Source organism: Pseudomonas cavernicola, from assembly GCF_003596405.1.
Classification (GTDB): Bacteria; Pseudomonadota; Gammaproteobacteria; order Pseudomonadales; family Pseudomonadaceae; genus Aquipseudomonas; species Aquipseudomonas cavernicola.
Genome location: NZ_QYUR01000002.1, coordinates 1,312,422 through 1,337,110, shown reverse-complemented (window position 1 = coordinate 1,337,110; position 24,689 = coordinate 1,312,422). Strand labels below are relative to the sequence as shown.

The 24,689-nt window shown below is 55.0% G+C and carries 24 protein-coding genes and 2 pseudogenes; 10 read left to right on the top strand and 16 right to left on the bottom strand.

Going from position 1 to position 24,689, the window contains the following annotated elements; genetic code table 11:
- Nucleotides 1-43: 43 nt before the first annotated feature.
- The 5 genes and pseudogenes from D3879_RS06565 to D3879_RS06540 form a co-directional block, all read right to left on the bottom strand.
- Nucleotides 44-1,009 carry a hypothetical protein gene (locus tag D3879_RS06565; RefSeq protein WP_119953258.1) on the bottom strand — a complete coding sequence of 322 codons (966 nt, stop codon included), beginning with the start codon at nucleotides 1,007-1,009 and terminating at the stop codon, nucleotides 44-46.
- Between the two features lie 74 nt (nucleotides 1,010-1,083).
- On the bottom strand, nucleotides 1,084-1,686 hold the full coding sequence (locus D3879_RS06560) for a hypothetical protein (RefSeq protein WP_119953257.1): 603 nt from the start codon (nucleotides 1,684-1,686) through the stop codon (nucleotides 1,084-1,086).
- Between the two features lie 73 nt (nucleotides 1,687-1,759).
- Nucleotides 1,760-1,978, bottom strand: coding sequence for a DUF4287 domain-containing protein (locus tag D3879_RS06555; protein WP_119953256.1), 219 nt, complete (start codon nucleotides 1,976-1,978; stop codon nucleotides 1,760-1,762).
- A gap of 94 nt (nucleotides 1,979-2,072) precedes the next feature.
- Complete coding sequence (locus tag D3879_RS06550; RefSeq protein WP_119953255.1) at nucleotides 2,073-2,519, bottom strand: SRPBCC family protein; 447 nt, start codon at nucleotides 2,517-2,519, stop codon at nucleotides 2,073-2,075.
- A 441-nt stretch (nucleotides 2,520-2,960) separates the two neighbouring features.
- Nucleotides 2,961-3,083: pseudogene (locus D3879_RS06540) on the bottom strand (DUF3144 domain-containing protein); the annotation flags it as partial.
- A 364-nt stretch (nucleotides 3,084-3,447) separates the two neighbouring features.
- Here D3879_RS06540 and ligD point away from each other — a divergent pair.
- Together ligD and ku are read left to right on the top strand one after the other, a co-directional pair.
- The gene (gene ligD, locus D3879_RS06535; protein WP_119953252.1) at nucleotides 3,448-6,177 is read left to right on the top strand and encodes a DNA ligase D; all 2,730 of its coding nucleotides are present in this window, start codon (nucleotides 3,448-3,450) and stop codon (nucleotides 6,175-6,177) included.
- 17 nt (nucleotides 6,178-6,194) lie between these two features.
- Entirely contained in the window at nucleotides 6,195-7,058 is an 864-nt protein-coding gene (gene ku / locus D3879_RS06530) for a non-homologous end joining protein Ku (protein ID WP_119953251.1), read from the top strand.
- A gap of 219 nt (nucleotides 7,059-7,277) precedes the next feature.
- Here the strand turns inward: ku and D3879_RS27785 are convergent, their stop codons facing one another.
- Together D3879_RS27785 and D3879_RS06520 are read right to left on the bottom strand one after the other, a co-directional pair.
- Complete coding sequence (locus tag D3879_RS27785) at nucleotides 7,278-7,433, bottom strand: DNA translocase FtsK (RefSeq protein ID WP_420800919.1); 156 nt, start codon at nucleotides 7,431-7,433, stop codon at nucleotides 7,278-7,280.
- Entirely contained in the window at nucleotides 7,430-8,176 is a 747-nt protein-coding gene (locus D3879_RS06520) for an SOS response-associated peptidase family protein (protein WP_119953249.1), read from the bottom strand. Before D3879_RS06520 ends, D3879_RS27785 begins: the two co-directional genes overlap by 4 nt.
- Nucleotides 8,177-8,411: 235 nt before the next feature.
- Between D3879_RS06520 and vapB the strand changes: the two genes are divergently transcribed.
- A complete protein-coding gene (vapB, locus tag D3879_RS06515; protein WP_119953248.1) occupies nucleotides 8,412-8,651 on the top strand; it encodes a type II toxin-antitoxin system VapB family antitoxin in 240 nt (79 codons plus the stop codon).
- Between the two features lie 179 nt (nucleotides 8,652-8,830).
- Here vapB and D3879_RS06510 read toward each other — a convergent pair whose 3' ends face one another.
- From D3879_RS06510 to D3879_RS06500, 3 genes are all read right to left on the bottom strand, one after another.
- On the bottom strand, nucleotides 8,831-10,525 hold the full coding sequence (locus tag D3879_RS06510) for an AIPR family protein (RefSeq protein WP_119953247.1): 1,695 nt from the start codon (nucleotides 10,523-10,525) through the stop codon (nucleotides 8,831-8,833).
- A gap of 185 nt (nucleotides 10,526-10,710) precedes the next feature.
- Nucleotides 10,711-12,180, bottom strand: coding sequence for an LYR motif-containing protein (locus D3879_RS06505; RefSeq protein ID WP_119953246.1), 1,470 nt, complete (start codon nucleotides 12,178-12,180; stop codon nucleotides 10,711-10,713).
- A 226-nt stretch (nucleotides 12,181-12,406) separates the two neighbouring features.
- A complete protein-coding gene (locus D3879_RS06500; RefSeq protein WP_119953245.1) occupies nucleotides 12,407-12,898 on the bottom strand; it encodes a GNAT family N-acetyltransferase in 492 nt (163 codons plus the stop codon).
- Between the two features lie 251 nt (nucleotides 12,899-13,149).
- Between D3879_RS06500 and D3879_RS06495 the strand changes: the two genes are divergently transcribed.
- Entirely contained in the window at nucleotides 13,150-13,980 is an 831-nt protein-coding gene (locus D3879_RS06495; protein ID WP_177412376.1) for an inositol monophosphatase family protein, read from the top strand.
- A 109-nt stretch (nucleotides 13,981-14,089) separates the two neighbouring features.
- Nucleotides 14,090-15,237 (top strand): IS3 family transposase gene (locus tag D3879_RS06490; protein WP_119953244.1). Its coding sequence is split into 2 segments (ribosomal slippage): nucleotides 14,090-14,333 and nucleotides 14,333-15,237, totalling 1,149 coding nucleotides; the frame shifts between segments, so codons are not numbered across the junction.
- Nucleotides 15,238-15,325: 88 nt separating this feature from the next.
- Here the strand turns inward: D3879_RS06490 and D3879_RS26910 are convergent.
- Both D3879_RS26910 and D3879_RS06480 read right to left on the bottom strand, forming a co-directional pair.
- Nucleotides 15,326-15,532: a BPSL0761 family protein gene (locus tag D3879_RS26910; protein WP_338014877.1), complete on the bottom strand. Its 207-nt coding sequence runs from the start codon at nucleotides 15,530-15,532 to the stop codon at nucleotides 15,326-15,328.
- 129 nt (nucleotides 15,533-15,661) lie between these two features.
- Entirely contained in the window at nucleotides 15,662-16,444 is a 783-nt protein-coding gene (locus D3879_RS06480; protein ID WP_158592068.1) for an IclR family transcriptional regulator, read from the bottom strand.
- Between the two features lie 202 nt (nucleotides 16,445-16,646).
- Here D3879_RS06480 and D3879_RS06475 point away from each other — a divergent pair, with 202 nt between their 5' ends.
- The 3 genes and pseudogenes from D3879_RS06475 to D3879_RS06465 all read left to right on the top strand — a co-directional run bounded on the left by D3879_RS06475 (nucleotide 16,647) and on the right by D3879_RS06465 (nucleotide 17,804).
- Nucleotides 16,647-16,940: a helix-turn-helix domain-containing protein gene (locus D3879_RS06475; protein WP_119953242.1), complete on the top strand. Its 294-nt coding sequence runs from the start codon at nucleotides 16,647-16,649 to the stop codon at nucleotides 16,938-16,940.
- Nucleotides 16,941-16,974: 34 nt separating this feature from the next.
- A pseudogene (locus tag D3879_RS06470) lies at nucleotides 16,975-17,336 on the top strand (transposase); the annotation flags it as partial.
- 282 nt (nucleotides 17,337-17,618) lie between these two features.
- Nucleotides 17,619-17,804, top strand: a complete 186-nt coding sequence (locus tag D3879_RS06465; protein ID WP_238474212.1) for an AbrB/MazE/SpoVT family DNA-binding domain-containing protein — start codon at nucleotides 17,619-17,621, stop codon at nucleotides 17,802-17,804.
- 93 nt (nucleotides 17,805-17,897) lie between these two features.
- On the opposite strand, the gene D3879_RS06460 is transcribed toward D3879_RS06465, so the two are convergent.
- The gene (locus D3879_RS06460) at nucleotides 17,898-18,596 is read right to left on the bottom strand and encodes an SOS response-associated peptidase family protein (RefSeq protein ID WP_119953241.1); all 699 of its coding nucleotides are present in this window, start codon (nucleotides 18,594-18,596) and stop codon (nucleotides 17,898-17,900) included.
- A 91-nt stretch (nucleotides 18,597-18,687) separates the two neighbouring features.
- Here D3879_RS06460 and D3879_RS06455 point away from each other — a divergent pair, with 91 nt between their 5' ends.
- A complete protein-coding gene (locus D3879_RS06455) occupies nucleotides 18,688-19,122 on the top strand; it encodes a LexA family protein (protein WP_119953240.1) in 435 nt (144 codons plus the stop codon).
- On the top strand, nucleotides 19,115-20,392 hold the full coding sequence (gene umuC / locus D3879_RS06450; RefSeq protein ID WP_119953239.1) for a translesion error-prone DNA polymerase V subunit UmuC: 1,278 nt from the start codon (nucleotides 19,115-19,117) through the stop codon (nucleotides 20,390-20,392). Before D3879_RS06455 ends, umuC begins: the two co-directional genes overlap by 8 nt.
- A gap of 357 nt (nucleotides 20,393-20,749) precedes the next feature.
- Here the strand turns inward: umuC and D3879_RS06445 are convergent, their stop codons facing one another.
- The 3 genes from D3879_RS06445 to D3879_RS06440 all read right to left on the bottom strand — a co-directional run bounded on the left by D3879_RS06445 (nucleotide 20,750) and on the right by D3879_RS06440 (nucleotide 24,632).
- Nucleotides 20,750-21,445: a hypothetical protein gene (locus D3879_RS06445; RefSeq protein WP_147411106.1), complete on the bottom strand. Its 696-nt coding sequence runs from the start codon at nucleotides 21,443-21,445 to the stop codon at nucleotides 20,750-20,752.
- 392 nt (nucleotides 21,446-21,837) lie between these two features.
- Complete coding sequence (locus tag D3879_RS26905) at nucleotides 21,838-23,832, bottom strand: hypothetical protein (RefSeq protein ID WP_147411104.1); 1,995 nt, start codon at nucleotides 23,830-23,832, stop codon at nucleotides 21,838-21,840.
- Nucleotides 23,833-24,266: 434 nt separating this feature from the next.
- Complete coding sequence (locus D3879_RS06440; RefSeq protein ID WP_119953237.1) at nucleotides 24,267-24,632, bottom strand: molecular chaperone DnaJ; 366 nt, start codon at nucleotides 24,630-24,632, stop codon at nucleotides 24,267-24,269.
- Nucleotides 24,633-24,689: the final 57 nt, after the last annotated feature.

The window sequence follows — 24,689 nt, the reverse complement described above, 5'->3', positions numbered from 1 at the left end:
CGACTTCTGCCTTTCGCGACAGGCCGGAGTCGACCCTTTGCGGTTAGTCGCGCGGCCTTTTGAACGTTCGCTCGATGGAAGGGTTAGGCCTATGCCGAGCGCTCATGGCAGCAAGGAATTGATTCATTTGCTCAGCCTTCGCGTCCGGTATCCCTGGTATCTGCCACAGAGTGGTTTGCCTCGCATTCATGAATCTATTCTCCGCATTCTCCACGTCTGCGATAGCGGCACAGGAAACCAGAGCGGATATTGCGCGGCCCGGAGTCAGGTATTTGCGTAGGTGGCGTTCATGGGCCCGAAGAAATGCGTTGTTTCTTTCCTCCAGCATTGACGACATGACCGCCAGCGTGGGCGCTTTCAAGATCGCATTCTCAGGCAGCAGGTCATCGAGATTGAGGGCAATGATTCCGAACTCACCCTCCCGTTCGATCTGCGCCACGGCGTTTGAGAGAACCTTTGAAACGTTGCCTTCGGAGTAGATCTTCTTGCAGGCGAACCCCACGGGTGCACCGGAGAAGCGAACTGAGAGATCAGGCTCGTCCAGTCTTGCGTCGATCTTGTGGCCGACGAGGATCCGGAGTAGTTCAAGTTCCCAGAGCGTATCTTTCGCCTTCGATTGTTCGCGACCAAGGAGGTCGAGGCTTCCCGTCAACAGGCTTCGCAAGGTGCTACTCGGTGCTTCACAGCGCGCTGCCGACAGCACTGCCGTGGAAATTCGTTCGACTTGAGCTGCAGCCAGCAACTGCGCGAAGGTGACATCCTCTTTGGAGCCACTGTCCCACGAATCCGACATTGCAACCGTCATATCGATGAGCTGCTGCAGCGATTGACTCTTCCTCGGGTTCAGCCCGTGGGACTTGATTACATCAACAAGGGACAATGCCCTCGCCTTGATGCCGGCATACGGTGAGCTATCGACAGTTGTGAAGGCCGACGTTGTGCCAACCTGCGTGGCAAAGCCGGACGCGTCGACTTCAAGAATAGGCGAGTGCTCCGAGTGTCGTTTCATAGGCCTAACTTTCGACATGAGCGGCAGACGCGGGTAGGCGAAGCCCGCCTATGGCTGTTCGCTCGATGGAGGGGTTAGGCGCCGATCGTTCGCACATACCGAACCAGCGCTTCCTCTTCTGTTGGTAGGGTTGCATGGACTTTGGCGAGTAGAGCGTCAACTCGCACTCGATCGCCGCTCGAAAGACCATACATGGCTGCCTTACTACCATCAAGCATGGCACGAGGGTAGAGCGCCTCGGCAAGAAGCGGAATCGGATAGCGCCCGGCCCATTCAAGAAAGTGCTCGAGCCTCTCCATGAGTTCTCTTTCGTCTGGCTCAAGAGTGAGAGCAAGATCATCCGCAAGGTCTTCGAGTTTGTGCGACTTGAGAGCAAAGTTGCCGTTCGGACCGACTGCTACTCCCTTTGCCGCAAGGCCTGCCTTGAGTAGGTTTTCTAAGGCGAAGGCATAGAGCATCACCGCAACACTACCGGTGAACGGTTCCCCACTGTCATCGCCACCCGATGCGAATGCCGTTAGTTCAGAGGAGAACTGAGCCCAGACGAGATCGGCGGCTCGCCGCATCTCCCTTGCCTTGACAAGCCACGGAAAGGGCTCCGCGCAGGCCTTGCGGTACGTATCGTTCGCGAAGCCCTTAGGCAGCTCCTTGGTAATGGGTGTTCTTCGGCGGCTCATAATCTGGCGCTCCGTACTTAAGCTAAGGGGCCGGCGCCGGTCCCAGTGAGCGAAGCGAACGATTTGCGCATTGTTAGGCGCTTTTAGCAGTGGCTAGATAATGCGCAACTAAAGCGTTAGCGTGACCATGACCCATACCGTATACAGTTTTGAGCCAGGTCACCATTTCCATATGCTTCTTGCCGCTTACTGTTTCCAGCAGATTTAGCCAGTGGGTTATTGGGTGCCCATACTTCTTTTCAATTGAAGGGAAGTACGACGCTGGTCCTTTTATTTTTGTATCTTCGGTCATGATGCGAACTCCATTTCTGCCTAACGTTTGAGTTAAGGCCGCGGGCCGTCAGGACCGTCGGCCTTCAACGAATTGTTGGGCGCCGACGCACCCATTACTGCTGAATTTCAGGCTCAACGAGCTTTGCGAGCAGAACTAGCGACTCCTGCCACCCGAGATAGCACATTTCAACCGGAATTACGTCGGGAATACCTTCCTGCACAATGCTCAAGTCGGTGCCGCAGGAAACTGCCTTCAGCGCAACCGTGACCTGCATGACGCCAGGAAGATTTGGGTCGTCAAATTTGTCGGTGTAGCGAAGTAACTCGTTTGGAACCAGTTCAAGGTACTCACCACCAAAAGAATGGCTCTGCTGGGTGGTGAAGTTTGTGAATGACATTTTGAATGTTCCACCAACCCTGGGCTCCATGTGATGGACGGTAGCGGTAAAGCCATTTGGTGGAATCCACTTCGCCAGTGCCTCGGCGGTAAGGAATGCGCGATACACCCGCTCCGGCGGTGCGTGCAGTACTCGGTGCAGACGAACAGTATTTCCCGCCATGATGATTCTCCCCTTTCCGTTGGAATTGATGGCTATTGTTTACACGAAATGTGGGTCTGCTGCCGCTTGTTGGGCACGCTGCTTACTCGGAATATGGTTCATCGGTTCTGGGAGCGTTGGCCGCCTGCTCATCAAGGGACTGTCGATACTTGATGCACCCACGCAGGAACTGCGGCCAGCTTGGTACTTTGGGAAGAGGATCTGACTTCTCCGGTAGAAGAGCCCAGAGCGCCGGATGGTGCCAGCATAGGTCATGGCCGGAGCAATCACGATGCGCACGCACTCCTTGCCGCAGCTTTCTAACCTCGGCCATGAGTTGTTCGCGCGACATTCGCTCAAGGTCCTCGTCCATATGTGCCTCCTACATTAGTGCCCAACAATTAAGCTAAGGGGCCGCGGAACGCGGTCCCAGTGAGCGAAACGAACGATTTGAGCGACTTGTTATGCATTTTCATCTGGGAGCTGCATATAAGAACTGAAATTATTAATGTAGTCATCCAGGTTTTCTTCCAGCATTTTCCTGTATTCGGTCAAAAAGTACTCAATCGTCTCTTCTCTTGCTTCGGACGTAGCGCTACGGGCACCATGCCAGGGTCAAGAAGTGCGCTTCGTCCGAAACTGCCGGGGCGTCGCCCTTCCAGCGTTTGAAGGCATGGGTGCGCCCTGCTCCCCGCCACATAGCCTGCACCAAATGCCCCGCGATTGGTCGGTACAACGCCACCAAGCAAGAGCAAGCGAAGCATTGCCCACCGTCGCTGCCTAACAGCCGCATCAACTCGGACTGCCAATTACGCTACATTTAGTTGGCAGCCGAACCACGACAGTCCGCTTCACCCCAGAGCTAGTCCGTCAAACGTGAGCCGGCCGGGTGGCTCGCGGAAGCGGTCTTTCCGTATGCAAATGCTTGATCACTGGTAAATAGTCCGACATGTCGAAGCTCAGCGAATATTCCGCCAAGCGCCGCTTCGAAGCCACCCCCGAGCCAGCCCCGGTGCTGCCGGATGGTGGGGCCGGGCCGCTGCTCTTCGTCGTCCAGCAGCATTCAGCGCGGCAGCTGCACTACGACTTCCGGCTCGAATGCGATGGCGTGCTGAAGTCCTGGGCCGTGCCCAAGGGGCCATCGCTCGATCCGGGCGAAAAGCGCCTGGCCGTATTCGTGGAAGACCATCCGTACGACTACGCCTCCTTCGAGGGCGTGATTCCGCCTGGGCAATACGGCGCGGGCGAAGTAATCGTGTGGGATTGCGGCGTCTACAGCCCGGACGAAGGCTGCACCTGGTTCCACGATCGCGCCGAAGCCGAGCGCCGGATTCGCGACGGAATCGCTGCCGGCAAGCTCAGCATCCAGCTGCGTGGCGAAAAGTTGAAGGGATCGTTCGCGCTGGTGCGCACCAAGGACGCGAAGAGCTGGCTGCTGATCAAGCACAAGGACCGGTTCACGACGACGAATGACGTCACCGCGCAGAACCGTTCGGTGCTCTCCGGCGTGGCGGTCGCGGACCTCAAGGTCGTTCCCGCGCACCGCATCCCCGCCGCCCGGCTCGTCCCTGCCGGCGAGGTCGCACCAATGCCCACCAAGCTAGCGCCGATGCTGGCGGAAGTCGGCGACACGCCGTTCCACCATGCCGACTGGATGTGGGAGCCGAAGCTCGACGGCTATCGCGTGCTCGCCTTCATCGACCGGCACGGCGTGCGGCTGCGATCGCGTCGGGGCCTGGACCTGGTCGGCGCCTTCCCGACCCTGGTGGCGGAACTCGGCCAGCAGGCTGTGGACGGCATGATCCTCGACGGCGAGCTCGTCGCATTCGACGCCAGCGGCAAGCCGTCGTTCAACGCGCTGCAAAATCGCGTCCAGCTGAAGACGCCCCGTGAACTCGCGGCGGCCGACCGCAGTACGCCCGCGGTCTTCTTCTGCTTCGACCTGCTGTACTTCGCCGGTATCGACCTGCGCGACATGCCCTATCGCGAGCGCCGCCGTTATCTCGTGCAATGCCTGCTGTCATCGCCCCTGGTGCAGCTCGTGCATGCCGCGCAGGACGGGGTTGCGTTGCTGGCGGCGGCGCTCGCCAGCGGCTTCGAAGGCGTGATCGGCAAGCGCATGGACAGCCGTTACCAGGCCGGCCGGCGCTCGCCGTTGTGGCTGAAGGTCAAACCGATGCGCAGCGCCGACTTCGTTATCGGCGGTTACACGCAGGGCAAAGGATCGCGCGCGCCACTGGGCGCCCTGCTGATCGGCTTCTGGGACAAGGGCGAGCTGCGCTACGCCTCGCACGTCGGTTCCGGCTTCGACGATCGCACGCTGGCACATGTGCGGGCGCGCCTGGCGCCGCTGCAAACCCCCACTTGCCCCTTCACCGACAAGCCCGAGGTCAATGTACCCGTCACCTGGGTGAAACCGGAGTTGGTCGCCGAAGTGAACTTCCAGCAGTGGACTGAGGGTGGCTCCCTGCGTGCGCCGGTTTTCCTGAGGCTACGCGACGACATCGATCCGAAGACGGTGCGGCGCCCCGCAGAACCGAAACTCTCAAGCTCGTCATTCCCGCGCCTTCGCGGGAATGACGGACAAAAAGCAAAAACGGATTCTGGAATTCTTGAGGTCGAAGAGATTCTGGTGCAGCTGGAAAGCAAGAACGCCTTGGAACTCGCCGTAGGTCCTCATCGAATCCGCCTCACCCACCTCGATCGCGTCTACTGGCCCGCCGATCCAGCGTTGCAGCAGCCGGCGCAGACCAAGCGCGACCTGCTGCGCTATCTCGCCCAGGTCTCGCCCTTGATGCTGCCGCACCTGGCAGACCGCCCGCTCACCATGATCCGCATGCCCGACGGCATCCGAGGGCAACGCTTCTTCCAGAAGCACTGGACGCAGGAACGTCCCGCGTTCGTCGAGACCGTCACCGTGTTCTCGGGACACAAGGACGAGAAGCACGAGTACCTGCTCTGCAACAATCTGCCAACGCTGATGTGGCTGGCGCAGTCGGGGACCCTCGAATTCCACGTCTGGCATTCGCGCGCCAGGCTCGGACCCGACGCCATTTCCAAGTCCACGGACTATGCCAGCTCGCTCGAAGCAATGGAAAGTTCGGTGCTTAACTATCCCGACTACGTCGTGTTCGACATCGATCCCTACATCTACTCCGGCAAGGAAGCGCCGGGCGCGGAGCCGGAGCTCAACGTGGTCGCGTTCGAGAAGGGCAAGGAGATCGCGTTCCGGCTGCGCGAATTGCTGCAGGACATGTCGCTGGAGTCCATCGTCAAGACCTCCGGCAAGACCGGCCTGCACGTGTTCGTCCCGATCAAGCGCACGATCGATTTCGACGCCGCGCGCCACGTGTCCGAACTGGTCAGCCGCCACCTGATGCACTTGCATCCCAAGGACATCACCATGGAATGGAGCGTGCCCAAGCGCACCGGCAAGATCTTCATGGACCACAACATGAATGCGCGCGGGAAGACGCTGAACGTGGTCTATTCCCCGCGCGGCGAGCCGGGTGCTCCAGTGTCGATGCCGCTGACCTGGGAGGAGCTGGCCGGCGCCCATCCACTCGACTTCCGGGTCACGAATGTGATAATGCAACTAACCCAGGCGGGCGATCGCTGGCGCGACGCCCTGAAACGCAAGCAGGACCTCGCGCGCGCCTTGGCGGGCCGCACGGCCTGAAGATGTCGGAGGTAGTCATGACCGCACGTTCGATTGCATCGCTGACCGTTTCGTTTGGTCTCGTGTCCATCCCGGTGAAGCTGTATTCGGCCACCGAGGCGAGCCACACGATTTCCTTCAACCTCCTGCACAAGGGCTGCGGGTCGCGCCTGAAGCAACAGTACCTCTGCGCGAAGGAAGACATCCCGGTCGCGCGCGAGGACATGGTCAAGGGCTACGAGTTCGCCAAGGACCAGTACGTGATGTTCGAGCCGGAAGAATTGAAGACGCTCGAGGAAGCCGGCACGCACAGCGCCGACATTACCGAATTCGTACCGATCGAAACGATCGACCCGGTGTACTTCGACAAGGCCTACTACCTTGCCCCCGACAAGGGCGGCGCCAAGGCCTATGCGCTTTTCACACGGGCGCTGCGCGAATCCAAGCGCTGCGCGCTTGGGCGCTGGGCGGCACACGGCAAGCAGTACATCGTGATGATCCGGCCGGTTGAGGACGGCCTGGTCATGCAGCAGCTGCTCTATGCCGAGGAGGTTCGTTCGATCAAGGACATCGACATCCCCAAGACCGAAGTAAAGGACGCCGAGCTCAAGCTCGCGCAGCTGCTGATCGAGCAGCAGGCCTCCGACACCTTCGACCCGAGCGCCTACACGGACGAGGTGGGTGCGCGCATCGAAGCGGCAGTGCAGAAAAAGGTCGACGGCCATGAGATCACCATGGCCGAGGAGCCCAAGGGCGGAGCCCAGATCATCGACCTCATGGAAGCATTGCGCGCCAGCCTCGAGAAAAAAGGTGCGTCCGCACGCAGGGCGCCGGCCGAGACCAAACCGGCGATGCCGCCCAAGCAAGCGGAAGAAGCCGAGCCGGCCAAGCGGGCGAAGTAGGCGCATATGCACCAATACGGCGTGCGTGACGTCGAGAAGCTGCTTCGCCTGCCCGCAGCACCATCCGCTCCCTGATCGTAGCCGGGTTTGTCTCGCCCGCGCGCGGACCGCGCAACGCCTGGCGGTTCTCGTTCCAGGACCTGATCAGTCGCCGGGACAGTACGTGCTGGCGTTCGGGGCGATACTCCAGATGGTCGAAGTTGGGGATAAGAGGGCCTTTTATTCCGTTGCCCAGAGAACGGAGCGGCCGCCTAGGTCATTGGCGGGCCCGACGACGCCCTGGTCTTCCAGAAGGTCAAGCAACACGCCGGCCTGCTCCTCAGTCACCGCCAGGACGCCCTGGAGCCAGCCGACAGTCGCGCGTTGTTCTGTCACCACTGCATGCAGCGCCTTCTGGTAGAGCTCATCGCCGGAAAACACAAAGCCCGCGCTTGTCGGACTTCGATCACGCCCGGATAGTCGTTGCGTACGTTGCCGACTTCCTTGCTGACCGGGAACCACTCGAAAGCGTCAGCTAGCGCCACGTGATAGCGGGCAATGTCCTCGGCTTCCGCCAGAGAGGTGGCTGGGTCTACCCAGGCCCTGGCCAGTTCCGGCAGCAGAACCAGTGGCTTGCGGTCGTGGACTTCGGTCAATCCGGCATCGGCGGCACCGGTAAGGATCACAAAGCCGTCACCCTTGCGCGCCTCAGCGCCACCTCGAGGAAACTGGCCAAGGGACGCGAAGAACAACGGCTGGTCACCCTGTAGGCGAATGAAGTAGGGCTGCTTGAGCTTGGGGTTGTCTGGGCTGGTCTTCCACTCGTACCAGCCATCGGCCGGCACCAGGGCACGCCCGGTCTTCCAAATGCTGCGGAAATAGTTGCCGGTTGACACCGTCTCCACCCGGGCATTAATCGCGGGTGCCTTGCCTGTGGCCCAGTGCGGCGCCCAGCCCCAGACAACTGGCTCGGCATGCAGGCCGTCGTCATCCTGGTGGAATAGTGCCACCTGAGTGGAGGGCGCGACGTTGTACCTGCCTATAGGCTGATCACTGAACCGGGTGGCTTCTTCCGGGCTGGTGTTCAGCACCGCGGCGAATTCATGCAGCCCATGGTACTGGGAAAGGCGCCCGCACATGGCGCAATCCTCAAGCAAGACTGGAAAGGGAAGGGTAGACCAAAAAGTATCCACACCGGCAGTGCGAAGTTGCATGACTTGACCATGCATTTGCATTCATTCTGACCACCTATTTGCACCCGATCTGACCATCATGTTTGTGAGTCGCAGAAATCGGCCCAAGAGCGGGCAGTCAGCAGTCGCTAGCTTCGATCCTGTGGCATCCTTGGGCTAGCGCCCGAATAGGGAGGTAATCATGAAGCAAGGCTCGGTATTCAAAAGCAATCGGTGTCAGGCTATCCGCCTGCCCAAGGCGGTAGCCTTACCTGACCACGTGAAACGGGTTGACGTGGTAGCCATAGGCCGCTCTCTCGTTATCACTCCTGCGGGTGAGTCTTGGGATGGTTGGTTTGATGGTGATAGCGTGAGCGCCGATTTCATGGTCGGGCGGAGTCAGGCCGCCGACCAAGAGCGTGAGACTTTTGATGCAAGTTGATGATTACTTGGACGTAACGCCCTCGATGGGTCGACTTTAGCCGGTTGCGAGAGGCAACAACCGGCCAGAAGCGGGCACTCGAAAAAACCTATCAGCTCCCGTTTCCCCTCAGTGCAGTAATGCTACACACGCAATTCTGCAAAACCCACCTCTGTCAGGAGATGGGATACGCTTCGGACTTATAAAATGTTTGCTAGCAGAGCGGAAACCGGTTCTGCCTTTTTTCGTTTGACGTCTTTGTTGTAAGACGCTTTGAGCTTTCCGCACATGGTTCGGCACCATTTGGGACTTTTGAGATCGCGTTTGTAGTCGAATCCATCTTCGTTTTCGCGGAGTTCTTCGATTTCAGCATTGAGATCCGCGACCGTGGTGCTCGCGAGAGACGTAAACACGTCTAGAAATTCTTGGAGCTTCCCTTTTTCAACGACCTGCTTAATATTGTTAAAGACTTGCTTGCCCACCTTGTCATCCTTAATGATCTCAGAAACGACGTATCCAAGGAAGTAAGTGGTCAGTGTGTAGTAGCCAAATAATTTATCATCGAATGAGTCAAGTGAATCAGTAATCGCCTCCAGCGCTGAATGAAAGGCAATTATCTTAGCGCCGGTGACATCGGATCTTCCAAAAATCTTGGAGTAAGAGTCATCCATTACCTTATATTTTTGGTGGCAGCTCCACGGGTCTCCTAAGTCTAAAGCTAGCAAGGCGAGTCCAGCTTTTTCATTGGATATTGTCGTAACACCTTTTACGGTTGCTTCGCCTTGCTTGACCTGCAACTCGTAACTTCCGTATTTAACTAGTGAAATCTCCTTCTTAAGTCGTTGCTGAATGCCGTGATTGGAACGCATATCACGGGCTTTGATCGCATTCTGGTTGTTGCTGTTTTGTGTGATCTTGTCGGTTAGCTCTTCATCGCCACCAAGCGCAATGATTTTTACTAATATTTTTAGATCGGCGGAAATACTAGCTTTTGCGTTGAGTAGGGAAGTTAAGCTCTGCGCCCCATTGACAACCATATAGCGCGAGATTTCTAACTTGTCTCCGCTGGGGGCGTTCATGTGATCGCAAAGTATAGTTATGCCGTTATGGTAGAGTGGGAAATTCTTATGCTCTTTCTTGTCTCTAATACTAGAAATCAAGCTTTTATTCACCTTGGTGTTGCCAAGAGAGTATCTGACATTCCTGCTGAATAGTCTGCTATCGGAAATACCTTTCATGTGGGTTAATTGCAGTGCGTTTGCTAGAAAGATTTTCGCAGTAACGCCGTCTGCAGTCTGGTAGTCAATTACCTCGGTGTCCGACGTGTTTAACTCAAATGTGTCATCAACGCCTGCATCTGCATCAAGGTCAACAAAATCGGCGACTATTCTGTTTGAATCGTAGACAGTAATATCGACAACATTTTTGAGGTAATCTATACCCTCGCCGTTGAGGCTGACGTTTGTGCAAAAGACACCTTCAATAGCATATCCAGCTTCGATCTTTTCTTTCAGGTTTATCCGGCGAATAGTCGCTTTTAGCCCCTCGTGGGCTTTCCCAGCGAGAAGTACGTCGATGCCTTCTGGGTTTTTGAATTGAGCGAGGGTTCCCGTAAATTCTTTAAGATCCGTGTCGCCAAGTGTGGCTTTGTCGGAATTTTTAAACTTCGACTGAAAGATAAAAATGGTTTCTAATGTGTCGTTGATGACTAAAGCGTCGACACCCTTGTCTTGCTTTTGGTCGACACATGCATCGTCAGCATCTTGAGCATCCAGCCGGAAGATGTTCTCAAGAATCCACTTGAGAAATTGCATCGTCTCTGTAGGAGACCTCTTTGCATAGGGTTTCAGGTACTTTTGGGTAATATTTTGAAATTTCAGGTCTTCAATATGCATGTGTGTCTCGCTGTTGGCTCAAGCCAAGGGGCCAGATAGTTTCAAATTTATAGAAAGCTCAAGTCAATCAAAGCTAGCTGAATTCCCGAGTCCGGTCGCTTCGCTCATAGGAACGTGCTGCGTGCGCCTTTAACGACCCGAAGCCGCCGGTCATGAGGCCAGGAGTGGACGTCTGCCTTATAGCGCTAGCTCTGTTTTGGAGTAATAAATGCAGAAACATCTGTTGGCTTGACGTTAGATATCCGGCCAGCCTGACTCAGGATCTGTTTTCTTTTACTGCTGACGGGACTAGTTGGCTTCTGATGTTTTTTTAGGTTCCACAGGAAGTAACAAGGATTACCTTTAACCTTCTCTTGATAGTCTATGTAGGTTTTGCATCCATGCAGCAAGCCTGCGAGCGCCCCCAGCACGGAAAATCCAGACGTAGCAAAGCCAGCCGCCACACCAGATACCGCTACTCCAACATCAGCCAGCGCAGATTTTCTTACGGACTTTATTTTTTCTTGTACGCTTCTGACTTGGACAACAGTAAGTTCGTGCTCCACATCTTCGATTCTCTTTTTTATCGTAGATGGATCGGTTTCACTCCTGAGCTCTCTGAACTGTTTTTCAAGCTCCACCCTGAAACTCTTAAACTCCTCCCCGTCATTTAGGCGAAGCGACATAAGATCCTCTGCACTAATTTTATCCATGTAGGGAAGGTTCATCCTGAGAACGCAGTCCAGCGTGTGCTCTCTTATGCCCTGCTGAGAATTTAAAACTGGGGCTCTTAGAATCTCATTATTGAGATTTGAAGATGTTGAATAAACCGAGCCCAGGCGATTCGCCAGACCTAGTTCCTGCGTGAGACTTTTAAAATGTGCAAGGGCGGATCGATTTACTGACTCCGAGACCCAGTGCTCAAATTCATGAGTAGTTGGCGGATAAGCTGGCTCATGCATGGCAACGGTCATCACTCTTGTTTCATCGTGACTCTCAATTACCTTCTGCTGCAGCAAGTTATATACATAGGCCTCTCTTAATCCTTTGAATCGCACAAAGATAGAGCGGCAAGGATAAAGATCTTCCTCTACAAGAAGCCCTTTTCGGGTTTTCTTTAGTGATAGAGCCTCGCTTCTGCGCTGGTACAGTTCAAGAATCGTTTCTGGCAACAGGTCGGCATACCCAGACTCAGAATATGTTATTGGGATTTCAATAGATAATTCTGTGTGGTAGCTAACAGGGTAGAATTTAACGAATCCTCCTGCAATCATCGGCCGCCGATCTAGTACATATTTCACCGCGCGCGCCAATTTTTCTTTATCGATCTCGCTGCTTTTATCAAGACCCATGTACTCCGACATGGTGTTCGAGAACTGATGTTCAGGCTCAGAAAACGGGAAGATTGGGCAAGCTAAAACTATCTGCTCCAGGTACAAGGCTGAGCGCTTCAGGCACTCTATTTTCCCCATGTCTGGGCTGCCGAGGCAACTTAAAATCTCCGGCTCTTTCTTTATTTCCAGGGTTAATGCGTGCAAATTCTTTGTGCAGTGCTCACGGTACAAGAGCAGTTCTTGAACTAAGCGTACATTCGGTACGTCACGATAGCTTTCTCGGATAAGCGTTATGTCAAACAACAAGCTATCGTTTAAAAATTCAACTATTAGCCTGCTCAAGTATTCTTTCCTTGATTTTCCAGTCGGTTCCTGACCATTTGCATAGGACTATGCGCCAATCTGGAAGCTATCAAAGAGCCAGCATCACGTCTAGGTTTGCGTCCTACATTCACCTCCGGAAAATTTTGGTTGATTTCTGCCTTTTGCGACAGGCCGGAGTCGACCCAAAGCAGCCTTTCATCAACGGCTGGAAGCGGCGACCAAGCTCCTGAGATAGGCAGTCAAGTCACGAAACGGTTTTCGCCATCTCAGAGGTAGCCGCCCAACCCAATCCTTCATACACCGGCTTGCCGGCCTTGGTCGCGTGTAGCACGGCGAAACTCATTCCGCGTTTGGCTAACTCGGCTTCAGCCAACTTCATCAGGGCTGAAGCCAGGCCCCGGCGCCGGTAGGCGGGTTCGACGAAAACATTCAGTACATAACCGCGCTGGTCTAAGGTCGGATGGGACGGGTGAGGTGGCCAGTCGATATTCATCAGACCTATCGCTGCAACAGGCTGCTCTGTGTCGATCAGCGCGAAACCGTAGTAGCGGCCATCGTGTAGGCGCTGGTGCAACCAAGGCCGGAAATGTTCAGTCATCACCCGCAACTCCGATGGATCTCCTCCCGCCTCAAGGAACATTGTTTCGCGTTGCACACAAATTATTTCACGGTCATTCGGCCCAAGCCGACGGGCCGTCAAACCTGAAAAATCGATGTTGCCGGGAATCTCGTTCATCGTACGCACCTAGACGGAGCAGACGATAGTAGGGCGGTCAATGGGAGAATGTTAGGCACAGATTGACTAATAACGCGCCATACAGCGATCGCAGTACTTGGCATCCGCTTTTCTACGGATGTGTTGCGACGTCAACGCGGGTCATGACTTGCACCAATACCCATCTGGTCTTCAGTCCCTGCTAGAAGAGCGGTAGCGCCCAGACGCGGTATTCCGCCACACTACTTACATTGGGAAACAAGGCGCAGCTCATGCACTCGATCGACCTTTCCAAGCTACTCATTTTGGCCATTGAGAGGGTTAGGGCAGCTGGACAGTTGCTTATCGCCGAATGGCAGCGACCCACTGGTCCGCGTGGCCAAGGCGACAAGGCTGAGATAGACGTCGAGATCGAAGCGGTTTTGCGCAGGGACCTCTTACAACTGCTGGAGTGCGACTTCTGGGGCGAGGAAACCGGTCATAGCCTCACCGGTCATCAGCTGTGCTGGGTAGTCGATCCAAATGACGGAACCAGTGATTTCCTTCGGGGCCTGAAAGGCTCCGCAATTTCGGTTGGTCTGCTACAAGATTCCGTTCCGATTCTCGGAGTGGTGTTCGCACCAGTGACAGAGGATCGAGGTGCTGACTGCATCGCCTGGGCAGAAGGAATGCCCCATCTGCTGCGCAACGACCAGGAAATCATGGTAGATCTCAGCCAGCAAGACCTCACGATGGGCAGCCCGGTAATGGTCAGTGCGGCCGCCGCTTCCAAGCCACGGCTCAACGCCGAACTATGCGCACCCGGCGTCTTCGTGGCGATGCCGAGCATCGCCTACCGCCTAGCAAGGGTCGCCGCCGGCGACGGGGTCAGCGCCGTGTCGATCTTCCCTCTTTCGGCACACGATGTGGTCGCGGGGCATGCGCTGCTGCGCGGTGCAGCCGGTGTACTACTCGACCAAGATGGCCAACCCATCAGGTATCGCACCGAAGCAGACATGGAGATCGTCTCTCGGCGCTGTTTTGGCGGCGCACCCCGGGCGTGCACTATGTTGGCGGCCCGAGACTGGGAACGAATCCTGCGAGAACCCGAAAGCACCGGATAATCCTCTTCGAGGGCGCGACAGAGAAAGGTCACGAAATGGAGACGGTATGAATCGCCCCTAGTTTCGTAGACACCTCCAAGCCTTAAACTAAGGCCCATTAGGAGGTGCCATGAGCAACCAGCGTTATCCCGAAGAATTCAAGATCGAAGCGGTCAAGCAAGTGACCGAACGAGGCCTGCCCGTCGCCGAGGTAGCGGCTCGATTAGGCATGTCCGTGCACAGCCTGTATGCCTGGATCAAGCGCTACAGCAAGCCTCAGAAACAGCGAACGCATGAGGACGATCAGCAAGCTGAACTGCGTCGCCTGCGCGCTGAACTCAAGCGCGTGACCGAAGAGCGAGACATCCTAAAAAAGGCCGCCGCGTACTTTGCCAAGGAGTGCGGCTGAAGTACGCCTTCATCAATCAGCTGTCAGTGGATTATTCGGTTCGGCGTCTTTGCTTGACCTTGAAAGTGCATGCCAGCGGTTACTACGCCTGGCTGGCAGAGCCGAAGTCAGCGCGAGCCAAGGATGATCAGCGGCTGCTCGGCCTGATTAAACACTCCTGGCTGGAGAGCGGCGGCGTCTATGGTTACCGCAAAATCCATGACGACCTGCGTGAGATCGGTGAACCGTGCGGCAGACATCGGGTTGCCCGACTGATGCGCCTGGAGGGACTGCGTTCGCAGACGGGTTATCGGCGTCGCCCAGGCCGCTATGGTGGCAAGCCGCCAGTGGCTTCACCGAATCGTTTGGAGCGCCGCTTCAACGTCACAGAGCCCAACAAGGTCTGGGTCACGGACATCACCTACATCCGCACCTATGAAGGCTGGTTGTATTTGGCAGTGGTGCTCGACCTGTTTTCACGGCAGGTTATCGGCTGGTCAATGAAGCCACAGATGACGAGCGACCTGGCGATTGATGCGTTGCTGATGGCGGTGTGGCGACGCAAGCCGAAGCAGGAAGTGATGATCCACTCAGACCAGGGCAGTCAGTACAGCAGCACCGATTGGCAGAGTTTTCTAAGAGCCAACAACTTAATCGGCAGCATGAGTCGCCGAGGTAACTGTCATGACAACGCGGTGGCGGAAAGCTTCTTCCAGCTGCTGAAGCGGGAACGGATCAAGCGCAAGACCTACAGCACAAGACAGGATGCTCGCAGTGATGTGTTCGATTACATCGAGATGTACAACCCAAAACGCCGGCACGGTTTCAACAATCAGCTGTCACCGGTAGAGTTTGAGAAGCGACATTTATTGAGCTTGGAAAGTGTCTAGAAAACCCGGGGCGATTCAGTAACCCCCTAACAGGGCCAACAGAGAAGACAGCCCGCAAAAGCTCGGGCAACAGATTTGCGGGCATCTGTCACCCGTCGATTGTTGAACTGAACACCGGTCCAAATGGGTGTTGCTCTTCGAGCCTACCCGCCAAAATTAGATCATCCTTTGAAGGAAAGTGACGCAGAAGTCTCCGTGCCTCGCCCCGCACAGATTCTGGCAGAGTCGAGTCCCGGCTCAGTTCCACCAGGAACTCCCGTGTCTGGATAACGGATCTAGTACGCTCATCGGGCATCGTCATGTATTCATCCCTCTGCCGCGAGGTTTTCTGGTCGATCTCAACTAGCGTCACTTATTTCGTGCCGTGAATAGCTCGCGGCGACACGCGAGACCGCCTTCCCCGCAAGTATCCACGCCGAAATGACTATGTGCGTGCGCGACCGCTTACCAAGCGCAGCAGACTCTCGCGTGCAGCTAGTAATGGAGGTGAAAGCTCCAACATCTTCTCCCTGAAGCGCGCTGTCGGCACTGGTATCGAAAGTGCGTATGCATACCCTTGCAGATCGAGAAACGCAGTAGCCAAGGCGCACACCCCGATCTGATGCTCTTCAAAGTCCCAAGCAACCTGTTCCTGCCTGACTTGCTCCAACTCCGTCTCTAACTGCGCGTTGTCGAAGAGCCGCTCAGTGAGCGCATGTTTCAAATGGCGCACAAGCTGATCTGCATTGAGCAGTGCCAACAGGGCTTTGCCGCTGGCGGAGCAATGCAACGGAAAGCTCTCTCCAACCGCCGACACCGCCTGAAGGCGATGAGCCGCCGTAATTTGCTGAATAACCACGGCCGTACCATTACCTAAGATGGATAGCTCCACGGTTTCATTCAGAGCGAGCGAGAGCGCCTCCATTACGGGCTTCGCGACCTGATCTACAGAGATCTGGGCCGAAGTCCCCAAACGAATCAGAGCAGGGCCCAGTTTCACACTAGCTTTTCTCGCTGCGGGTATCAGAAGCTCCTCTTTCGAGAGCGCGGCCACGATTCGATCAACTGTGGTCCGGGACAGCTTCACGCGGCTCGCGAGTTCGCCGACACCCACCCCGTCCACGGCACCCTCCAATGCACGAAGTATCTCCGCTGCGCGCGCAATCACTTGGATACCGTTGCGATCCCTACGTATTGGCGCCTTAGCAGCCAGAGGCATGTCGGACATTCGCGCTCCTTGAATCAAAAGCATCAATCTATGACGTGGAAGTAACGGCGAACCGATGCCAAAACTCACCGAACAAGCCGACCAGGGGCCAGATCGACGCTCCGGTGTTCGGTAAATGGTTTCGCTTCAGCAATCATGCTCAATAGAGCATAGCGCTTTTCAGGCACGAAAGGCTTCATCGTTCCTTTTGCGAGATCGGCAAATGGAACTGAAACAAGCATTTGGTGAAGCCATCAGGCGAATGAGGGAACGCAAAGAACTGCCCCAGGAGGGGGTGGGAGCCAGCCAGAGCTACATCAGCAGTATTGAGCGCGGTTTGAAGAGCCCTTCGCTTGAGAAAATAGAAAAGATCGCAACGGTGATGGGTGTACACCCCATGAGTATTCTCGCCACCGGATTTCTACTTAAAGAGCCCGGCCTCTCTCTGGACGACCTCTTGAACAAAATTCGAAGGGAGACTATTGCGAACCTGACCCACAACTCCTCTGAAGAATAACGATTCATCACAATCTCTCACCGACTCAGGCAACAAGCTCCAGCGGCGAATGGCGGAGATTGAGTCCAGCATCAACCGTTACCTGACGGCGCTCGATATCGCAGTCCGCCAGGAACCCGCAGTCGCGCAGGCCAAAGCCGAACGCTGCACGAAAAAATCGCGACCTTGAAAGCCAACGATGCCCGCTCGATGAAAACGCGTGGAACCGGAATGGTCGGCTACAACGTCCAGACGGCGGTCGACGCGCAGCACCACCTGATCGTGGCGCACGAGGTCACGAACGACGGGATTGATCGAGACCAGTTGAGTTCCATGGCCAAGAAAGCTCGAGAGGCCATGAGCACGGAAGAGCTCTCAGTGGTCGCGGATAGAGGCTATTTCAAAAGGGAAGAAATGACACAGGACAAGCAGCCTTCTCGGCTACAGAGTGGCCCCGGCGGTAGCGCCCAACACAGGCCGGATATACGAATGTAGGCAAGCTACTGGAACTGTCCAGAGGGCTTATACGATCAGTCACATGAGGTCAAAAACGGCCAACTTCTTCCCATCAAGAGAACGACCCGCCTTGAACAGTCTCCTCAGCCATGATCCGGGGAACAACGGAAACGTTTAAGATCAGAGTGGCTGCTAAAATATTATCCGCCTGGATGAAAAGGTATTTTGCTGAGGAAGATCATCGTGGAATCACGCTCATGGTTGGTTACTTGTCAGGATGCTGGCGATGGCAGCGGTGACTTGATGCTCATTCTTCCAGATGAATTCATGGCAGAGTCAGGCTGGAGCATCGGAGAGGAACTGAATTTCGAGCAGCAGGAAGACGGTTCGTGGCGAGTCTCCAAGATGGAGAAAAATGTATCCATTTGAGTCAATTACGACATCCTAAAACTGGCCGAGTTCGGCCAATTGCAGCCGTTCCATTTTACCGCTTAGGCAAAATCGGCAGATGTCTTGAGGTAGCTATGATTCGCTATCGCCCAAGGGATGAATCAACGCGTCACCTTGATTGCGGACATTACCTACCGCTTTATCGACTGCATACCATTCGAAGTCTTCGGTCGGTCGGCCGCAGATCAGCACGATCTCTTCGGCGCGGGCGAGAGTGGTATCCGGGTCGATCCACTCTCGCGCCAGGCTTGGCTCCAATACCACTGGTCGCCGATCATGGATGTCGACCATGCCGCCCTGGCTGTCGGCGGTGATGATCACGAATCCATCGCCCTCGCGCAGCTCACCTTCGTGCGGGATCTGGCCGATCGCGGCGAAGAACATCGCGCCGCCCTCTCGCAGCCGAATAAAGTACGGCTGTTTGCGCTTCGGGTCCGCCTCATCCTTGACCCACTCATACCAGCCGTCTGCAGCGACCAACGCGCGGTGCGGCCAAATCTGCTTAAAAAACTTTCCGCTGGCCACCGTTTCGACCCGAGCGTTGATCGGTGGCGGCATCCTCCCCTGCGCCCAATGCGGCGCCCATCCCCACTTCACAGCGGCGATTGTCAGCCCGCCGCCTTCGGCGTGCAGCAACTGAACCTTCGTAGTCGGCGGCACGTTGTAATGATCGATCGGCACGTTGTCGTACCCGCTGATCACGTCCTGCTCGCTGTCCAATTCCCGCAGGTAGTCGGCCATGCCCTGGTACTGGGCGAAACGTCCGCACATGACTGATACCTCATTCCGTCTGTCTGGCTCTATTGTAGGCTGTGGATTTTATCGGATACTGTATGTATATACAGTTCTGTTCGGGTGAATCATGTCCTGTACCATCCTCGGGCCGCTCGCGCTAGGCGGGCAGGCTCTGCCGCTGTACTCCTCATTGGTCTCCGCTGGGTTTCCCTCGCCAGCGGCTGACCACATCGAGGCCGAAATCTCCCTGGATGAATTGCTCAACCTGCGCGCGCCACACATGTACATCGCCCAGGCGGTCGGCGACAGCATGATCGGTGTCGGTATTTTTGACCGCGACTGGCTGGTGGTCGATCGTTCGCTGGAAGTGGTCTCAGGTGACATCGTCATCGCTGCGCTAAATAACGAGGCGCTAGTGAAGCGTTTCCACCGGCATGGCCGGCAGATCATCCTGCATGCCGAAAATCCGGCGTATGCGCCGCGCTACATCCTGGAAGGGGATGAGCTGCGTATCTGGGGAGTGGTGACCGACAGCATCCGGCGCCATCGCCACCATGGCTGAACAGGTACTGGCGCTCGTCGACTGCAATTCGTTCTACGCGAGCTGCGAACGAGTGTTCCGGCCAGACCTGGCGCATACCCCCATCGTGGTGCTGTCGAACAACGACGGCTGCGTGATAGCCCGTTCGGCCGAGGCCAAGCTGCTGGGCATCAAGATGGGCGAGCCATATTTCCAGATCCGCGACAAACTTCGGCGCCACGGCATTCTGGCGTTCTCCAGCAACTACGCCCTCTATGGCGACATGAGCCAGCGCGTGATGACAACGCTCGAAGGTATGGTGCCTGCTATCGAGGTGTACAGCATCGATGAAGCGTTCGCCGACCTGACGGGCATGCCTGGTGATATGGAGGCGTTGGGTCGTGCAATGCGCGCGCGGGTGTTGCGCTGGACGGGCATCCCGGTCGGCGTTGGCATCGCCACAACCAAGACCTTGGCCAAGCTCGCGAACCATTCTGCCAAGCGCTGGCAGCGACAGACCGGAGGGGTGGTGGATCTGCGCGATCCGGATCGGCGCGACAAAGTGCTGAAGGTCACCGATGTCAGCGAGGTCTGGGGCATTGGCCGGCGTATGACCGAGCACCTGGCCGAGATGAACATCCGCACCGCATTGGATCTCGCCCAGGCCGACGCCTGGACCCTGCGGCAGAAGTTCAGCGTGGTGGTGGAGAAGACCGCTCGCGAACTACGCGGCACGCCTTGTCTTGAACTGGAAGAGGCAACGCCGCCTAAGCAGGAGATCTGTTGTAGCCGGATGTTCGGCAAGCGGTTGCGTGAGCTGCCGCCAATTCGGGAAGCAGTGGCGACCTATGCAGCGCGCGCCTGCGAGAAGCTCCGCGCGCAGCAATCGATGTGCAAGCGGGTGCGGGTCAGCATCCGTACCGGCATGTTCAATCCAGACGAACCGAAATTCGCCAAGGGTGTGGTGGTCGAGCTGCCATACCCAACTGACGATACCCGCCTGATAAGCAAGGCGGCCGCCGATGGGCTGGAGCTGATCTACCGGGAGGGTTTTGCGTTCAGTAAGGCCGAGTTGCTGCTGCTTGATCTGCGCCAGCGCGGCGAGTTCACCGACGACCTGTTTGCCGTGACGCAGCCGGAGGCGTCGGAGCGGGTGATGGGTGTGATGGATGCTATCAATGCGAGATGGGGTAGGGGGACGCTACGGCCGGGAGGTGTGCCGGAAGAGCCGGACTGGGGGATGCGGAGGGAGATGATCAGCCAGAGTTATACAACCCGGTTGGACCAATTATGGCCGGTTAAGGCGGAATAGCCATTTTCAGGCTGGGAGAGGGCGGAACGCTAACGCATGCCAAAAGTATGGAGTGACTAGGTACGCATGTGGTGGCGAACGCTGGAACAATGACCTCGCGCCTCACCAGTTTGATCCGTGGCTATCCGAAAGTTGTTCACCTCAGGAGGTCAGTGCGGCTATCGCCAGCGCTCGTGATGGCTTTATGGGACATCGGGTGAGCACCCGGGTGAACTACACGCGCAACGACGATCCGGATTTACTGGCGTCTTAGTTGTTGGTGACTGAGCCGCTGCTCCTGGCCTGAGGTCTTGACTTCATACGGAAAAATCCCCGGCAGCCTTCGGCTGGCGGGGATCTGCTCGGAACGGCCTTCCGTTAGCCGGGGATCCGATAGTGCCAGTTGTCGGAGATGGGCTTGGAGGGCTTATGCTCCTTCACGTACTGGACCGCAACATCCTCTACGATCTCCAAACACTTGACCGCTCGCGAGTACTTCTCGATGTCCAGGACCGCATGTTCTTCCTTGACCAAGGCCTCAGAGCGCACGAAGGGGTACCCATCTTTCATCCGAGCGCTGTCGAACTTGACCAGTTTAAAGAGTCCAGTGGCGATCAGTTCCTGCGCTACCTCCGTAGTCACCTGCATCGTGTTGCGGTACGACTCCGATATGAAGCTCACCCGTACCAAGGCCTCTACGGAGAAGCGTTCACGAGGCTCAAAATCCTTGAAAGGCTTAGCGCGCTGACTGATCGGCATGCTGAGAATGCCTTTACGGCACCAGTAGTCGACGAAGCTAGGCAGGTCGATCGTAGCATTAGGGCCACCGTTCGGAAGGCGAATAGAGAGCGGGATGCCCTCCTTTATTTCGGTCTTTGCTACAGGCTGCCCTTCAGTCGGAAAGACTCGCTTATACTCGTCATACGAGGCCGAGGGAGACCATAAGATCAGGAAATCTGAACGGCCTAAAATGAGCACCGTTCCAAGGGGACGCCAAATCGCCTGGCCAAACATGAACGAAGGGCATCGCCACGACAAGCGTTTGTTAGAAAGTTTTTGGTTGTGTAATTCCATTCGACTCTAAAACTGATTGAAGGTATAGCAGCTCTTGGGTCAGTTCGAGAATCTTTGCGTCAGCCTCCACCAAGAGGGAGGCGGCAAGGTCGCGCTGGGTTCGAAGATCGTCAATTTTTTTTCTCAAAGATCGAGTGTGATCTTGATGTTTTTTCTTGATCTGCCTAGCGGAGGGCGATCCATTATTAACATCATTGTCCCTGATCCATCTCTGAATTTCATTAATTAGAAGGGGGTACCGTGACTTTCTCAGCGCTGATGGGTCTGCCCCGGACTCACGAGCTACATTATTCTGAGAAACAGGCGACCCTTTTGGAATTACTCTGGGCTTACCTGCGCATAGCCGCATGAAAGCATCACGAAAGTTAAGCTCGGCTTTGCTCAGGGATGAGTTATTTACTTTTGGCGATGACATTTAGAGCATTCTCCGCTGCTTTGTATTGAGCTTGCAAAGATTGGTAAAAGGGTGATCCTGGCTCGGCAGACTTCAGGCTGGAGCTGACCTCATTTTGGAGCTCTATAATTTCTGGCCTTTTCTCTTTGTCATATAAAGTGTGCGCACACGGCGGTTGCCCGTCGCCGCCGCCACACCTAATAATGTTGTCAATACCACCGTGAGCACATACTCCTTTGTAGCAACAGGCTCCCAGAAGGATTGGATGCCAACTCACTTGGCCATTTTTGGCTGCGGCCGTCAGTTTCTGGTCGTCAGAGTTAGATACCAGCTTAAGAAGTTCGCTTTTATGGTTTTCACCGTAAGGGCTAACAAATTGATTAGATAGAAGTTTCGAAACCTCTCTGCCAATGAATCTATACATGGCGGTGAGGTATTCGACTCGTGCGCTCTCATTTAAGCGTACGTGTGAATAACCTTGTCCATAATACAATGTTTGAAAGCGTGTACTGTGCTTCAGTTGATATTGAGCTGACGAGTCTGAAACAAGCCCAGAAGCTTGCATGTTGACTGCACCTGTTCTTCTAAGCTGATGCCATGAAAACCTCCACGGTGCTCCCACATTGTGTGTGCTAAGGTCTAGAGATGGGGTGATGATTTTTGCAATCTGCAAATCTTCTGGCGTGATAGTTAATATGTCCTTATCAAAAAGTTTTGGATATGTATCTAGTATCCCGTCGTATGACGCATATGACGGTTGGAAATCGACGTGTTTCTTGGGTCTGTGGTTGCTCCAGGGCTCAAAGCTTCTTGTAATCAGGTACGGATTATCGAAATGGTCCTGTGGGAGTTTGATATTACGAGCTTTGGCGGCGGCCATGCGAAGTTTGGCTATCGAGGCCATGACATTTACAGCTAGCTCCACCGACGGGGAAGTGATCCAATTTGCGTCAGAGTCTTGAATGGTTTTTGTCGTTTCGCCACGTAAAAGGCAGAAGTGGCCAAAGTGTGGATCAACTTCTTTGCTGAAACAGTCACTTCGAAGGTTCCATCCCTCGTCAATTCTCATCAAGGAAAAGTTAAGGGTGTAATTTAATGCTGATCGGCTGGTGAGTGTTAAAAAGGATGAAAAAGCGATTAACCCACGGCCCCGGTCGTGGAGATTGTTTCCGGGGGGAAGTATCCATTTGTAGAGTAAATGAGAAATTCCATACCGGTCGGTGACATCCTGAAATTTTTCGGCGGGCTTATACCCACCAAAGGGTGAAGTGTATTTAGATTTCTTGTTGAGGTACTGGGCTAAGCAATCCATGTAGCAATTTTTAATATTTTCCTCATGGTTGAGATAGTCGTCGATTAGCTCTTTTAGCCGTGTTACTTGGTACGACCAAATACGGGGGGGTATGTAGGCAGTTTGTTTAACCTGGTGTTCAGGGAGCGCGACAGCAAACCTACGCAGGCATTCTTTATTGAGAATCACAAATTGCAATGCTTTGCTCTGTTCAAATAAATCATGAAGAAGTACTAGTGCTTTTTCGCCCGCTGCTGTTGTAAAGCTCGTGTGTAACTCGTCGATTGCCGAAGACTCTGAAAGCTGAGTCGCAACAATATTCCGGCTGCTGCAAAAACGAAACACGTTAAATATGCTCGTGAATCTGGCCTTGAGAGAGTCGGCTGATATTGAGGGTTTAGGGCCCCAAAGCCAAAATGCGGAAACGAGCCTTAGAATATCCGCATTCTCTTTACTAATTACTGGATCCGATGAGCGGCGTTGAGGGCCGTCTCCAAAATTTAGATGAAGCGATTTCCCTGCCCAGATACTTATATTCCAAATGTGATCAGATATCCTGCTGATCACGTTCCCATCTTGGTCTACCACTACTGGAAAGTCCGCGGGAGGTGGCCATGATGGTAGTTTGAAATTGGGTGAGGATGGCGTATTCGTCGGATGTATAACCCCAATTGATGAAAATGTAATCGCATGAGTATTCATACAGATAGCTCCGACAAACGTATGAATCCAGACCATTTAGGGTGGTAGTCTTCCTCTTTGACGCGTGCCAAAGCTTCGTCGACCCAATTCTTGCGCTCTTCGCTGAGACTTCTGAAAGTGTCGAGCTTAGAAGTAAGAACCTCGATAGTTACCATTGCCGTGTGTCGTTGTCCTTTCGCCGGGCGCATAACAATAATCGCTGCTTCAATTGGCTGGATGAGCGCGTTTTCACCCCTGAGCTTTCCCCTTATATAAGTTTCTTTTGCTCTTTGGTAGACAATTTAGAGTCGTAAGCTGCTGCAATTGCGGATTCTACGTCAACGGTCAGCTCACTGAATTCCATGCGCAGTTCCTGATGGTAAGGGTATAACGTTTGGTTAAGGGGCTGGCTTTAGCCAGTCCCAGTGAGCGTAGCGAACGATTTGAACCACTAGTTAGGTTGCCTTGCTGCGGTCTGAATAATAGAAACCCAAAACTGTACCAATGAGTGTGCCAGAGAAGGCTAACACCTCGCTGAAGTATGGACTTTTCAAAGCCGCACTGAGGAATACGCCAAACATTAAAAGGAAAACAACCATAAAGCCTAATATGGCAGGCATTCGTTTATTGATGCGCTCAGTCCGAGGTTCTGCTTGCCCGATACCACCGCAAACACCACATGGAAGCCCTGCGAATTCTTTGCCTTTTAGTTCATATTCTTTTACACAAACAGCGCAAGAAGACTCATTGATGCCATTTTTGCAGGTACCCACGCCAGAGCAATGAGCGCAAGGGTATAAATTGGACTTGATCTGGTGCATGTTCCCTCTGCGACCTAACGTTTGAGTTAACAGGCGGCGACGTCCTGTTGAACGACA

Excerpts from the sequence above, each read along its gene's own strand:
- D3879_RS06565 (WP_119953258.1), bottom strand. The coding sequence starts at position 1,009 with ATGAAACGACACTCGGAGCACTCGCCTATTCTTGAAGTCGACGCGTCC.
- D3879_RS06560 (WP_119953257.1), bottom strand. The coding sequence starts at position 1,686 with ATGAGCCGCCGAAGAACACCCATTACCAAGGAGCTGCCTAAGGGCTTC.
- D3879_RS06555 (WP_119953256.1), bottom strand. The coding sequence starts at position 1,978 with ATGACCGAAGATACAAAAATAAAAGGACCAGCGTCGTACTTCCCTTCA.
- D3879_RS06550 (WP_119953255.1), bottom strand. The coding sequence starts at position 2,519 with ATGGCGGGAAATACTGTTCGTCTGCACCGAGTACTGCACGCACCGCCG.
- ligD (WP_119953252.1), top strand. The coding sequence starts at position 3,448 with ATGTCGAAGCTCAGCGAATATTCCGCCAAGCGCCGCTTCGAAGCCACC.
- ku (WP_119953251.1), top strand. The coding sequence starts at position 6,195 with ATGACCGCACGTTCGATTGCATCGCTGACCGTTTCGTTTGGTCTCGTG.
- D3879_RS06520 (WP_119953249.1), bottom strand. The coding sequence starts at position 8,176 with ATGTGCGGGCGCCTTTCCCAGTACCATGGGCTGCATGAATTCGCCGCG.
- vapB (WP_119953248.1), top strand. The coding sequence starts at position 8,412 with ATGAAGCAAGGCTCGGTATTCAAAAGCAATCGGTGTCAGGCTATCCGC.
- D3879_RS06510 (WP_119953247.1), bottom strand. The coding sequence starts at position 10,525 with ATGCATATTGAAGACCTGAAATTTCAAAATATTACCCAAAAGTACCTG.
- D3879_RS06500 (WP_119953245.1), bottom strand. The coding sequence starts at position 12,898 with ATGAACGAGATTCCCGGCAACATCGATTTTTCAGGTTTGACGGCCCGT.
- D3879_RS06495 (WP_177412376.1), top strand. The coding sequence starts at position 13,150 with ATGCACTCGATCGACCTTTCCAAGCTACTCATTTTGGCCATTGAGAGG.
- D3879_RS26910 (WP_338014877.1), bottom strand. The coding sequence starts at position 15,532 with ATGCCCGATGAGCGTACTAGATCCGTTATCCAGACACGGGAGTTCCTG.
- D3879_RS06480 (WP_158592068.1), bottom strand. The coding sequence starts at position 16,444 with ATGTCCGACATGCCTCTGGCTGCTAAGGCGCCAATACGTAGGGATCGC.
- D3879_RS06475 (WP_119953242.1), top strand. The coding sequence starts at position 16,647 with ATGGAACTGAAACAAGCATTTGGTGAAGCCATCAGGCGAATGAGGGAA.
- D3879_RS06460 (WP_119953241.1), bottom strand. The coding sequence starts at position 18,596 with ATGTGCGGACGTTTCGCCCAGTACCAGGGCATGGCCGACTACCTGCGG.
- D3879_RS06455 (WP_119953240.1), top strand. The coding sequence starts at position 18,688 with ATGTCCTGTACCATCCTCGGGCCGCTCGCGCTAGGCGGGCAGGCTCTG.
- umuC (WP_119953239.1), top strand. The coding sequence starts at position 19,115 with ATGGCTGAACAGGTACTGGCGCTCGTCGACTGCAATTCGTTCTACGCG.
- D3879_RS06445 (WP_147411106.1), bottom strand. The coding sequence starts at position 21,445 with ATGGAATTACACAACCAAAAACTTTCTAACAAACGCTTGTCGTGGCGA.
- D3879_RS26905 (WP_147411104.1), bottom strand. The coding sequence starts at position 23,832 with ATGAATACTCATGCGATTACATTTTCATCAATTGGGGTTATACATCCG.
- D3879_RS06440 (WP_119953237.1), bottom strand. The coding sequence starts at position 24,632 with ATGCACCAGATCAAGTCCAATTTATACCCTTGCGCTCATTGCTCTGGC.